The 13,099-nt window shown below is 46.2% G+C and carries 8 protein-coding genes; 5 read left to right on the top strand and 3 right to left on the bottom strand.

Annotation, left to right across the window (positions count from 1 at the left end; genetic code table 11):
• Positions 1 to 217: 217 nt before the first annotated feature.
• A complete protein-coding gene (locus tag QUA80_RS33795; RefSeq protein ID WP_445302234.1) occupies positions 218 to 400 on the bottom strand; it encodes a transposase in 183 nt (60 codons plus the stop codon).
• 151 nt (positions 401 to 551) lie between these two features.
• Positions 552 to 746, bottom strand: coding sequence for a hypothetical protein (locus QUA80_RS13690; protein WP_333425282.1), 195 nt, complete (start codon positions 744 to 746; stop codon positions 552 to 554).
• Positions 747 to 917: 171 nt separating this feature from the next.
• Here QUA80_RS13690 and QUA80_RS13695 point away from each other — a divergent pair, with 171 nt between their 5' ends.
• Positions 918 to 1,268: a hypothetical protein gene (locus QUA80_RS13695; protein ID WP_333425283.1), complete on the top strand. Its 351-nt coding sequence runs from the start codon at positions 918 to 920 to the stop codon at positions 1,266 to 1,268.
• Positions 1,269 to 1,601: 333 nt separating this feature from the next.
• Here the strand turns inward: QUA80_RS13695 and QUA80_RS13700 are convergent, their stop codons facing one another.
• Positions 1,602 to 2,969 (bottom strand): TldD/PmbA family protein, encoded by a 1,368-nt coding sequence (locus QUA80_RS13700; RefSeq protein ID WP_333425285.1) that lies wholly within the window; start codon positions 2,967 to 2,969, stop codon positions 1,602 to 1,604.
• Positions 2,970 to 3,546: 577 nt separating this feature from the next.
• Between QUA80_RS13700 and QUA80_RS13705 the strand changes: the two genes are divergently transcribed.
• From QUA80_RS13705 to QUA80_RS13720, 4 genes are all read left to right on the top strand, one after another.
• The gene (locus QUA80_RS13705) at positions 3,547 to 7,827 is read left to right on the top strand and encodes a PAS domain S-box protein (RefSeq protein WP_333425287.1); all 4,281 of its coding nucleotides are present in this window, start codon (positions 3,547 to 3,549) and stop codon (positions 7,825 to 7,827) included.
• Between the two features lie 199 nt (positions 7,828 to 8,026).
• Entirely contained in the window at positions 8,027 to 8,866 is an 840-nt protein-coding gene (locus QUA80_RS13710; RefSeq protein ID WP_333425289.1) for a DUF1361 domain-containing protein, read from the top strand.
• 296 nt (positions 8,867 to 9,162) lie between these two features.
• On the top strand, positions 9,163 to 11,127 hold the full coding sequence (locus QUA80_RS13715) for an ABC transporter ATP-binding protein/permease (RefSeq protein WP_333425291.1): 1,965 nt from the start codon (positions 9,163 to 9,165) through the stop codon (positions 11,125 to 11,127).
• 305 nt (positions 11,128 to 11,432) lie between these two features.
• Positions 11,433 to 13,076: an NB-ARC domain-containing protein gene (locus QUA80_RS13720; RefSeq protein WP_333425293.1), complete on the top strand. Its 1,644-nt coding sequence runs from the start codon at positions 11,433 to 11,435 to the stop codon at positions 13,074 to 13,076.
• Positions 13,077 to 13,099: the final 23 nt, after the last annotated feature.

The raw sequence follows: 13,099 nt of genomic DNA on the forward strand, positions 1-13,099 counted from the left end.
TTTTGAGTCGTTTGTCAACTGTCAACTTGTCATATTATGTCCGGTCGATTGACCGTAATATCCCGGCCGGGCGGGTTTTTGAGATTGGAGATTGTTGGCAGATATTGGCAGGTTTACCCGCCCCTACTTGATGAAGGGCGAAGCGAAGCGGAGGGAATCGACGGGACATAATATGAGGTGTTGGCGAATCTGACTCTTGAGCCTTGACCAACATTTTTCAATTTTGTTGAGGTAGGTGCGAATAGGGTGGTAGGTACAGCAGTTTACACCCGGCATTTTGAATCAGTTGCTCAATCCTCCCCCCTTTATGGAACGCGGCATTATCCATCACCACCACCTGTCCTGCTGTAAGTACGGGAACCCAACAAATTTCCAGCTTTCGTTTCAAACACTGTTCGATTGCACGCGCCGACGACCGTAAAAGGGGCTATCAAGTTTTGCTGCCATGAGGCATTCGGTATCGTATTCACCCGACCCTCCCGCCGAGAAAGATTTGAGTGTATGGAAGCGTTGCCCTCGTTCATTCACTCGCACAATCATACTGGTTTCGGTTATCCATTCGGTGATTCAACAAGATAAACAATCTTGTCCGGGGATAGGGCGGACAACTCGGCTAAAAAAGCTTGCCGCTTGGCTTCATCCCGCTCTGGGAATCCCATAGGTCTTTTTTTTGAGCACGAGCCAACTTTTTTCGACGCCCGTGAAATAGTGCGATTGCTAATGCGATCGTCCCAAAGTTTTGCCATCTCCACTTCGGTTTTATCCCCATGCTTCTTAGCTTGCCTCGCGGAATTTTTCCCAGTCGGTAATAAGAGCGATTATATTAGGATATAAGAATTTACAAATTTTAATGTTCAGGGTTAAAAATGTGCGATATAAACACAACGTAAACGAAAACTATGTTTTGACAGGTTGTCATGGATACACAAAAGTTAGTTGCGGCAATAGAAGCTGAAATAGAGAAAGAGGGTCGATTGCCTGAAGACAAAATCTTCCTCAAGCTTTTAAAAGAGATTTGGCAGGTGGATTGGACGGTATCTCCCTACGATGTGTGGACTCACATGATCGAGTGGGACGTTCCTTATTTTCTGCGCTTTATGGGAATGGACGAAGGAGATGAGGGGGCGGAAGAGCAATTAATCCAAGATTGGATCGCATCAAGGGCACAGTTACGAGCTACAACTACCGGATCTGATTGGAAACAGCGAGTCGCTGCCTTGATGAACGATGTTAATCACTTGAGGCTCAGTGTAAGGCAAGATGCCTAAATTCCAGTAAAGTTATGGCGGCGTAGCGTTTAGTCTTGCATGGCCCTATCGGCTTCTCTTCTACCTTCTAAGGGTTGTAGGTGCAGTTGTAGCGGTTATAAATCGTAATATCATGTCCGTTCAATTAACCATGATTCCTGTAGGGGTTCCCCTCGCCAAGATATTGAATATAAACGGGAAAACCTGTAAACCCGCGCCGGGCTTGAATCGCGGTCAATCGATCGGACATGATATCACTGTCCCGGACTGGCACGTGGTGAGGCGCGATCGCGCCTTCACCACGTGCCAGTTGCGTAAGTTTTGAACTAATAATTAATGACTAATGACTAATGATTATCTTCCTCCGACTACAACATTTTTAATCCGCAAATGGGGGCCGCCGACACTTACGGGCAAACCGCTTTGGCCGCCTTTGCCGCAACCGCCGTAGGCATAAACCGAGTCATTTCCTATAGACTCAATATCCTTTAAAGTCTGAAATACATTGCCGCTTAAAGTGACATCGCTGACCGGTTCGGCCAATTTTCCGTCGCGAATCATGAACCCTTGAGCCGCCGCAAAGGTAAACATTTCGCCGTTGGTTTGTCCTCCCAACATCCGCACTGCATAAACTCCTTCGTCAATGTCGGCAACCATTTCGTCAAAAGAATTTTCGCCAGACTCGATCGCAGTATTAGTCATCCGCACCAAAGGCATAAAAGTAGCGCTCAAAGCCCGGGCATTTCCCGTCGGACTTTCGCCCATTTTTCCCGCAGTCTCGCGATTGTGCATCCGAGCGGCTAAAACTCCATTTTTAATTAAATGCTTGCACTGAGCCGGCACGCCTTCGTCGTCGTATTTCAAAGTTCCCGGCAATCCCGGCACAGTTGCGTCGTCTATTACATTCAATTGTTCGATCGCCACAGGCTTGCCCAAAGTCAACAATTCCTGCATTTTCGGGTTTTCGTAAATGCCGTCTGCTTCCGACAAATGCCCGAAAGCTTCGTGAATAAACACCCCAGACAAATAAGGGTCTAAAATCACCGGATACTGACCGCCTTTCACCGATTTTGCCTCTAGTTGACTGACAGCTCGAACGGCCGCACCTTTAACACGATCTTCAATATTTGTCAACACATCGTAATCCGATCGCGAGTGAATGGACTCAAACCCTTGGCGGACGACACCGCCCTCGCCGCGGGCGATCGCCCCGAAACGCCCGGTCACGTCCAAGCGCTCTTGAGCGATGCAAGTGCCTTGAGAATTCACAAAATAAGTAACCCCGAATCTGTCGCTGTAACCGGCCACTGTCGTCTGAATTCGCGGGTCGTAATCTAACAGCAACTGGTTGTAAGATTCGAGCAATTTCCGCTTTTCGGCTAGAGTAATAGAGCGCGGGTCGCGGCCCAATTCCACCGCTACATAATCTTGAATCGGGGTGACATCTGCTAGTAGAGTTTTTTCGCTGCCAACCAAACGAGACTGCACTACAGCTTCTTCAATGCGGTCTTTTAACTCAGCTAAACCGTTAAAAGTGACAAAACTCCAGCCGCCTTTGTGACAGGCGCGGATGCCGCCGGCGAGACTGAAACTCCGATTGACAGCATCTAACTGAGGGCCGCGAAAACTAATCGCAGTTGACTCGCTTTGTTCGAGGCGAACTTCCAGATAATCCACGCGATCGCGGTAAGGTGCGATCGCTTCCATCAACTGTTCTTGCATCAAATTGCCCCTATGAATGATTAGCCGTAGCGCTGAAAAAAATTATTGCTAACCCTATTTTAGCTAATAACTCCCGTATTTCGGGTGCGCGCTCCGCACCGCTGCGGTGTGGCACGCACACCCTACCCGATAAATGGCGAGTCAACCAATTTTAGATTTTAGATTTTAGATTTTAGATCGATCCGTCCTGAGTCTGCGAAGGAATGAATCCGCCGGGGGCTTATGACCGCATTACTTTCGGTCAGTCGGTTTGAGATTTAAAACCTTGTCCGCAGAATAGATGGTTAGGAATGAGAATTAAATAACTTACAATGCCTGATAGTTCTTGTGGGATGGGCGTCCCGCCCGTCCTTTCCGGACGGGCGGGACGCCCACCCCACTTTCCTTGTGTAAATTATTTAATTCGCGATCCTTAGAGGCAAGCCGATCGCCGATGTTCGGAGGGCGTCCTAGAAGACCCAAAACTCGCGCTCGCTTGCGAAAAGTCCGGTATCCCCGAAATCTTGCATGTGCTCAGAGAAATCGAACTAAACTAAATCTATCTAAAGACGTAAAAAAATACCTTAACCCCCGGCAGATGGAATACTTTAAGGTTAAAAAATTCCAAATTTCACCGTATTTAGCAGGTATTTCGGCATCAATAGCAATTTTGATCGGAGTTGGCATTTTAGATCGATCGGAACAGCGGCGGTTTTTTGAGTACAACCGCGCTAGCGCCCTCGATCGGCTCAGCACAGTCCGTTCTAAGCTGGAAGGCTCTTTGAATGCCCGACTGTTTTTGATGCGGGGTTTGGGGGCTTACCTTTCCAACAATCCAAATATCACCGAAGCCGAGTTTGCAGCGACGGCGAGAATTCTGATCGCACAGCAAGCCGGCATTCGCGCCATAACTTTAGTTAAAGGCACGACGGTCGCTTATATTTACCCGCGGAAGGGAAATGAATCGACGATCGGCGTTGACTTGACGGCGCTACCCGAACAGCGGCAAATGGTCGAAGAGGTCATCAACACTAGAAAAACTTTGCTTGCCGGGCCCGTGAAATTATTGGAGGGGGACGAGACGTTCATCAGCCGATCGCCGATTTTTCTCACTCCCTCGGGTGCCGAGCCCGAAACAGGAGTTTACTGGGGCTTGACAGGCCTGATCATCGACAAAAATTCCTTAATTGAGGAAGCAGGACTTAACGACTCCTCAGCGAAGCTGCAATACGCTCTGCGGGGCAAAGACGGGAGAGGAGCATCCGGCGCATTGTTTTTCGGTGACAGGTCAATTTTTCAGCAGAATCCCGTGATTGTGGAAGTGACTTTGCCCAACGGTTCCTGGGAGTTGGCAGCAATTCCGGCGGGGGGATGGCCTGCGAATTCGCCGTTTCGGGGGTTCCTGCTTTTTGGAGGCGAGTTGCTGGCAGTTTTGAGCGGGGTAGCGGTTTTTAGCTGGGCGTACAGCCGTGCGAAACTGCGTTCGAGCGAAGCTAAGTACCGGCAACTCGTTGAGAATGCTAACAGCGTGATTGTGCAGTTAGACAGTGAAGGCAAGATTACTTTTTTTAACGAGTTTGCTGAAGTTTTTTTCGGGTATTCAGAAGCAGAAATCATCGGCAAAAATGCGATCGGCACAATCATACCGAAAACAGATTTATCAGAAAGTGACCTCGCGGCAATGATTCGAGACTGTTTGGCACAGCCGGAAAAATACTTCCAACAGGAAAAGGAAAACATCCGCAGGAATGGAGAAAGGGTGTGGATAGCGTGGACAAATAAACCTTTACTAGATGCGAAGGGAAATTTGGCAGGACTGCTTTGTATCGGGACGGATATTAGCGATCGCAAACAAGCTGAAATCGCCCTGCAAGCTTCAGAATCAGAATTGCGGGCCTTGTTCGCTGCGATGAACGACGTAATTTTTGTCATCGATCTTGAGGGACGTTATTTAAAAATTGCGCCCACAAATCCCAAATTTTTATACAAACCGCCGGCGGAACTTATAGGCAAAACTCTGCACGAGATCATGCCACCAGAAACAGCAGATTTTTTCTTCAGTCAAATTCAACTTACCGCCGACACAAAACAGACCCATTCCATAGAATACAGCCTGCCAATTAACAACCAAGAAGTTTGGTTTGTCGCTAACATTTGGCCCATGCAGGAAAACACTGTTATTTGTATAGCCCGCGATATTACCGAGCGCAAGCAAGCTGAAAATTGGTTGACCGGTCAAAAACAAATTTTAGAAATGATTGCTAAGGGCGATCCTCTGGGCGATACTTTAAATACTTTAGTTGAAATAATCGAACAGCAATCTAGAGAAGTCATAGGTTCGATTTTGCTTCTAGCTCCAGACGGCAAACATTTGCTGCACGGAGCCGCGCCCAGTTTGCCCGACAGTTACAATGCTGCTATTCATGGCAGAGCCATCGGCCCGGATGCAGGCTCCTGCGGCACTGCTGCCTTTACCCGCCAACAGGTGATCGTTACAGATATTGCCAGCGATCCTTTGTGGAAAAATTATCGCGATTTAGCATTGAGTTTTGGACTGAGATCTTGCTTGTCTACTCCTATTTTCTCATCTCAGGGTCAAGTTTTGGGAACTTTTGGAATGTATTATTCCCAACCGCGGTACCCCAAAAAAATCGATCTGCAATTGATTGAAGCCGCGATGAATTTAGCAGGAATTGCGATCGAACGCAAACAAGCAGAAGAAAGTCTCAAAAAACTCAATCAAGAGCTAGAAAATAGAGTCAAACAGAGAACTGCTCAATTGATGCAAACTGAAGAACGGTGGCAGTTAGCACTCAAAGGCAACAATGACGGAATTTGGGACTGGAACTTGCAAACAGGGGAAGTGTTCTTGTCCGAGCGATTTAAGGAAATCACCGGATACGAAAATAGCTCAATTCTAGATTACTTGGACGAATGGAAAAGGGGCACGCATCCCGAGGATTTAGTCTTAGTACTGCAAGCTCTCCAAGACCATTTAAACAAGAAAACGCCGCATTACATCATCGAATACCGCTGCTGGTGCTACAACAGCTCCTACAAATGGATACTCAGTCGGGGACAAGCTTTGTGGGACGCATCTGGAACAGCAGTCCGCATGGTTGGTTCAATTACTGACATCACGGAGCGCAAACAAGCAGAGGAAGCACTGCGGGAAAGCGAGGCAAAATTCCAAAAGCTGTCTGCTAATTTGCCGGGAATAATTTATCAATTTTTGCTGCGTGCAGATGGATATTCCTGTTTTCATTACATAAGTCCTGCTTGCCGAGAACTTTTTGAGTTAGAACCCGAAGATGTTCTGCAAAATGCGGCTTTGATCAGAAATTTGATTCATCCCGACGACCTCCAAAAGCATGACGAATCTGTTGCTATTTCTGCCCAGACTTTGCAACCTTGGCAGTGGGAAGGACGGATGGTGCTACCTTCAGGCAAGATTCGCTGGTTTCAGATAATGTCGCGTCCTGAAGCTAAAGAAAACGGCGCTGTTCTTTGGGACGGCATCGCCGTTGATGTTACCGATCGCAAAGAAGCTGAGTTAGCTTTGCAAGAAAGCCAGCAGTTCATTAAAAAAGTAGCCGATGCTACTCCCGGTATTTTGTATCTCTACGACTTGGAAGAACAGCGAAATATCTACACTAATACTTCAATGTTCGCGCTTTTGGGCTATACCAGCGACAGCATTACAGCGATGGATTCGCCACTCATTCCTCAGTTAGTACACCCGGAAGATTTGCAGAAAATTATCAAATATCACGCTAGCTTTGTAGGAATTGAAGATGGCGAAACTATGGAGATTGAGTACCGGATGCGGGCAGCATCGGGTCAGTTTTTGTGGCTGCAAAGTCGGGATACTATTTTTAGTAGGAATGCTGACGGTCAGGCTAAGGTAATAATTGGAGTTTCTCAAGACATTACGACTCGGAAGCAAGCAGAATCAGCACTGCGACAAAGCGAGGCGCGAGAAAGAGAAAAAGCTCGAGATTTAGAGTCAGCGCTGCTGGAATTGCGCTCTACTCAAACTCAGCTCATTCAAACTGAAAAAATGTCTTCTTTGGGGCAATTAGTGGCAGGCATAGCTCACGAAATTAATAATCCCGTTAACTTCATTCACGCTAACATCGATTATCTCAAACAGTATACAAAACAGTTGCTAGATCTGGTGAGTCTTTACGAACAGGAGTATCCTGAACCTAATTCAAAAATTGTCAATCGCATTCAAGAGATAGATTTGAATTTCATGGCTGAGGATTTAAGAAAAGTTGTGGGTTCGATGCAGGTAGGAACCGAGCGCATCCGGCAAATTGTGTTGTCCCTCAGAAATTTCTCGCGGCTGGACGAATCGGCAATGAAGCCGGTCGATATTCACGCGGGAATAGAAAGCACTTTGTTAATTTTGCAGCACCGCTTGAAGAGTCGAGACAGCCGCCCGGAAATTGAAGTAATTAAGAAGTTCGGGAAACTGCCGCCGGTCGAGTGCTATGCGAGCCAACTGAATCAGGTGTTTATGAATATTATTGCTAATGGAATTGATGCTATTGAAGAACGATATCAAAAGTTATCGGTTCCACGATCGCAGATCGAGAACGGCCGGATTGTTATTTTCACTGGTCTAACGGCCCAGAAGACTGCGATCGTGGAAATTTCGGACAACGGTACGGGGATTCCCGAGGCGATAGTCGATCGAATTTTTAACCCGTTTTTTACTACAAAACCAGTCGGGAAAGGTACGGGGTTGGGAATGTCTATCGCCCACTCGATTGTGGTGGAAAAGCACAAGGGGAAGATTGAGTGTATTTCGTCGATAGGATGCGGAACGACTTTTCAGATTGAGATTCCGATCCACAAAGTGTATAAAGACTAGGATGCGTCAGTAGATTTGAGATTTGAGATTTGAGATTTGAGATTTGAGATTGACTCGACAGTAGTAGGGTGCGTCAGCAGTTCTTGATTTTCAGGCCCGCAGCGATAGGCTGAGGCACCCTACAAATTAACGACTAAGATAGATTGAAGCTGCTAAGGAAGCGGTGCTGCATCAAACCTTTAATTGTATAAAAATTGACATGATGGGATTAATCCTCGAAGCGCTCGAAGCAATGGGACAGAATGTCCGCTGGATGTCTTGGAATTTGTTTTTGAGTTTAGTACCGCTGGCCCTGAGTTTTTGGCTGTTCCGCAAACCCCGATCGCGCTGGCTGCTGTGGGCTACGGCCTTTCTCTTGGGCGCTACTTTTTTGCCCAGCACGCGCCATGTTTTGGCCTATCTGAAGCACATTGTGCAAGATGTGGGCAAAACTTACGTTTTAGGGGCGATCGCGATTACGCTGGCACTGATGGCTGTAGACATCTGGGTACTGCGGCAGCGCGGAGTTCGCTCTCTCCGCTGGTGGGGCGGTTTTTTCTGGTTTATCGCATTTTTGCCCAATGCGCCCTACGTTTTAACTGATATCATTCACCTGATCGAGCAGATTAAAGAAGGGAATTCGGTGTGGACTGTGACTCTAGCTTTGATCCCGCAGTATCTGGCGTTTATGCTGATCGGGTTTGGGGCTTACGTGCTCTCGGTGATGAATTTGGGTTACTATTTGAAGCAACAGAGTTGGAGTAAATTTATCCTGGCAACGGAGATAACTATACACGCACTTTCGGCGATCGGCATTTATTTAGGGCGATTTATCCGCTTCAACAGTTGGGACATTCTGACTAACCCCGATGCGCTGGTTAACACCGTAATGAACGATTTGATTGGCAAGCGTCCGGTTTTAGTAATGGCTGTAACCTTTTTAGTAATTGCTGGTTTGTATTGGGTAATGAAACAAGTAATTTTAGGAGTTAGCCAGCGATTTTACAGGAGCCAATCGCAGTCCGAGTTGTCCCCCGAAAGCGCGAGTTCTTCCAGCTAGAATGATTTGAGATTGGCTCCACAACTCACGTCCAAACTTTTTTGCTCTCCCGCCCGCCGAATTTCTATACAAGTGTAGCAACAGCCCTGACGATGAGGAAGTTCTTAAGTGTTGAAACTCTTGCTTTTATTGTATAGTGCATAGATGCCTTCAGCTCCGACTGCCGAAAGACTAATGCTATATCAGTCTTTCGGTAATACCCAATTGTTAGCTAAACTCTTGAAGAAATTACTGCGGCAATGGGTAATAAAACTTGATATGTTAGAACAGTCGAAGTAGTTTTGTAAAAAGTAAAGATGAATCGATTTGACCGTCATTTGTGGGAAAGATTTATTGCGATCGCCCAACCTTACTTTTATCCTTTAGAGCCGGGAGGCGGCAGAATTTTTTTAGGACTAGTGGCGCTGTTGTTGATATTTCTGTTCGCTGCGATGTTTGTGGCTGTCAGTATTGTCAGTTTAGGTGCTCAAGTCTTATTTCCAGACGCTTTTAACGGGGTTGCCGCTGGCTTAGCTACTTTGATTAAAGGGATTATCTACTCACCGAAAATTGCGATCGTTGGTTTAATGCTAATTCTCCCAATGGCTGCTTTTGTCTTTTTCAGAAGCAAGTTGATACCGCGCTGGAAGCAGTGGACAATGTTAGCTCTGCTGCTATTTTTGTCGCTGTCAGTTAGCGGGATTAACGTAGTAATTAGCTACATTGGTAACTTTTTTACGACATCGCTTGCGGAAAAGGATCAGACCACTTTTTGGCGCTTTATGTGGGTTTATGCTGGAGTTTTTATCATCGGTACTCCGATAGTGGTTGTTTACCGCTATACCCAAGATAAACTGGGACTGTATTGGCGAGAGTGGATGACTGATAGTTTTCTGGATAGATATTTTCAAAACCGCGCTTATTACGAAGTAAATTCTCAGAAGGACATCGACAATCCAGACCAGCGAATCGCTGAAGATATCAAATCATTCACTAGCACGAGCTTGGATTTTTTGCTGCTGATGTTGGGAGCAGTTATTGATGTTATTTCTTTTACGGGTATTCTGTGGTCTATTTCTAGAAGTCTTTCGATCGGACTAATCATTTATGCTGTCTTTGGCACGGCAGTAATGGTAATTTTTGGCAAAAGGTTGATAGTTTTGAACTTCAATCAGCTCCGCAAAGAAGCTGACTTTCGCTATGGCTTGGTTCACATTCGGGACAATGCAGAATCAATTGCTTTTTACCGGGGAGAAGCACAGGAATCTGTTCAGGTGAAACACCGATTTTTAGAAGCAGTTAGGAACTTTAATTTGCTAATTGGCTGGCAGCGTAATCTGGAATATTTTACACGCAGTTATAGATATGCAACTTATATTATTCCCTCTTTGTTTCTGGCTTCTATCTACTTTGCAGGTGAGATCAGATACGGCGATATTACTCAAGCTGAATTTGCTTTCCGTCAGGTTTTAGAGGCATTTTCTTTGGTTGTATATCAGATTGAAAGCTTGAGTGCTTTTGCAGCGGGAATTAATCGTCTAGCTACGTTTAATGAGTCTTTAAAAGATGAAAAAAAAGCTGTTGAACTCGAAGTCAGGACAATCGATACAGTTATAGGTTCGCAGTTGACGCTGGAACACGTTACTTTAGATACTCCGAAGCATCAAAAGACTTTAATTAGCGATTTGTCGGTAGGCGTGTCGCCAGGGGAAGGACTGTTAATTGTCGGTCAAAGCGGTGCTGGGAAGAGTTCTTTGCTGCGAGCAATTGCGGGTTTGTGGGAATCGGGAACGGGCCGTTTGGCGCGGCCGGAACTAGGAGAAATGCTGTTTTTGCCGCAGCGTCCTTATATGATTTTGGGTAGTTTGCGATCGCAACTTTTGTATCCCAATACCAGCAGCGAGGTTGATGAGGAAAAATTGCGCCGCGTTTTGGCATCAGTAAATTTAGCAGATTTGCCGGACAGATTGGGCGGTTTTGATGCGGATTTAGATTGGGGTGAGATTTTGTCGCTGGGAGAACAGCAGCGTTTAGCTTTTGCTAGATTGTTATTGACGGAACCGAAATACGCTATTTTGGATGAGGCGACAAGTGCTTTGGATTTGAAGAACGAGCAACATTTATACGAGCAGTTGCAAGCCACTAAAACTACGTTTGTGAGTGTCGGTCACCGATTGAGTTTAGTGAAATATCACCAGCAGGTTTTGGAACTTGTGGGCGATGGAAGTTGGAGGCTCCTTTCGGCGCAAGAATACCGCGCTAGTGCGAAGGTTTTTGGGTGATATAGCCCTGCTTTCAGGGAGTGTAAATTTACCCGGTTGTGGGGAAAGCGGTGGGTGGAGGCGCGGTTGGAGATTGATAGTTGGGTTCTGCAGATTAATCGCCGCGCCTCCACCCTATAATAGGTTCTACTAAAGTTGTATTCTTTTTTTGAAGTGGTATCACGATCGATCGTTTGGTATAAATATCTAAAACTGCCCAAACAAAAAGCAAGCTGAACTTTGGCGGATTCGATTTAATTGCTCGCCCGCGAGAACTCACAGAATATAATAGAAGATAGATTTTTAGTACAGGCGAGATTCCTACCTTGACTACTCCGATTCCTCAAAACTTTGTGCAAACGATCGCCAAGGAGCGCGGCGTCACAGATGCCGAGTTAGAAACAGTCTTTATGGCTCTCGACGGTCAATCTACAGCGACAATTGCAACCAAGCTTGGCATTAGCGACATCGCGGTTCGCAAAAGACTCGGCGAAGTTTACAAAAAGTTTCAGATCGGGGGGAACGGCCCTGGAAAGCTTTCGGAATTGAGGCATCAGTTGCTGTTTTCATACCACGCCGATCGGGGAACGAGCGATTTTAGTCGAGGTAAAGGATCTCTATTCAACCTGGCGGCCGCGGGGCGACAGCAAGATTGGGGTCAAGCACCGGATGTTTCGGTTTTTTACGGACGGACCGAAGAATTAACTGCTTTAAAGCAGTGGATCGTCTCAGATAATTGTCGCTTGGTAGCGCTGCTGGGTTTGGTTGGTACCGGCAAAACAACTCTGTCGGTGCAGTTGGCAACACAGGTACAGAATGAGTTTGATTTTGTGATTTGGCGATCGCTGCGATCGACACCACCACCATTCGACTTCATAAGTAACTTAATTGAACTTTTTTCTAACCAACAAAAACCAGATCTGCCGTTAGCGGAACCATCGAAGAGGATCGACCTCAACGGCAAAATTTCGCGCTTGGTCGAGTATCTGCGCAAGCACCGCTGTCTGCTAATTTTAGACGATTTTGAAGCGGTTCTCAGACCCGAAGAACTAGCGGGACACTACCGCGAAGGCTGTGAAGGATATCGAGATTTAATTGTGCGGCTCTGTGAAGTCAATCACAATAGCTGTGTAGTGCTAGTTAGTTCGGAAGAACCTACGGAACTGGCTTTGCTGGGGGGAGAAAAAGTGCGGTCTTTAAAACCTGCGATTTCCGAGGAAATTGCCCGGCAAATTTTCCAAGAAAAAGGTTTATCCGCTCAAGATCGAGAGTGGAAAATCTTGTTATCCCGGTACGGAGGCAATCTGTTGGCGTTAAAGATTGTAGCGACAACAATTCAGGAGTTTTTTGAGGGGAATGTTTTAAAGTTTTTGGAAGCAACGGCGTTATTTATTGAAGAACATATCAGCAATTTGCTGGCCCAACAGTTCGATCGGATGTCGAGTTCTGAACAAGAGATTGCCTACTGGATGGCTATTGCTCAAAACCTGATTTCTCTGGCGACTTTGCGAGAACAGATGTTGGTCAGTTCCTCGCTTTCGGATTTGCTGAAAAATCTTGATTCTCTGGGTCGTCGGTCGCTGATTGACAAAATCAGTGAGGGCGGGGAAACAGTTTTTATGCTTCAGCCTTTGATCGTGCAATATGTGACCGACCGATTAGTCGATCAGATTCGAGCGGAGGTTTTGGAGACGGTGAAGACGCAAGAAATAGAAAGAATGGGGCTGTTGAAAACTCACAATTTGAGCGTCTATATTGCTAAAGGAGAAAGGGGGAAAGAGGCTCGAAACCGCTCTATTTTAGAATCTGTTAAAAATCGATTGCAAGTGTTGTTTTTGAAGACTACAGGCTTTGAAGAACCGCTCAATATCTTGAAGAAAGTTGCCTCCGATCTGGAGGATAAATCCATGCTTGAGGTGGGATATGCTAGGGAGAATCTGGCGGCAATTATTTCGGAACTTCAGTCTTAACAAAAAAACAAAAAAGCGATCGC

The sequence above is a fragment of the Microcoleus sp. F4-D5 genome, from assembly GCF_036704885.1.
GTDB lineage: Bacteria > Cyanobacteriota > Cyanobacteriia > Cyanobacteriales > Microcoleaceae > Microcoleus.

Bases quoted from the DNA above. Each gene is read 5' to 3' on its own strand.
- QUA80_RS13710 (WP_333425289.1), top strand. From the start codon at position 8,027: ATGATGGGATTAATCCTCGAAGCGCTCGAAGCAATGGGACAGAATGTC.
- QUA80_RS13715 (WP_333425291.1), top strand. From the start codon at position 9,163: ATGAATCGATTTGACCGTCATTTGTGGGAAAGATTTATTGCGATCGCC.
- QUA80_RS13705 (WP_333425287.1), top strand. From the start codon at position 3,547: ATGGAATACTTTAAGGTTAAAAAATTCCAAATTTCACCGTATTTAGCA.
- QUA80_RS13700 (WP_333425285.1), bottom strand. From the start codon at position 2,969: ATGCAAGAACAGTTGATGGAAGCGATCGCACCTTACCGCGATCGCGTG.
- QUA80_RS13695 (WP_333425283.1), top strand. From the start codon at position 918: ATGGATACACAAAAGTTAGTTGCGGCAATAGAAGCTGAAATAGAGAAA.
- QUA80_RS13690 (WP_333425282.1), bottom strand. From the start codon at position 746: ATGGCAAAACTTTGGGACGATCGCATTAGCAATCGCACTATTTCACGG.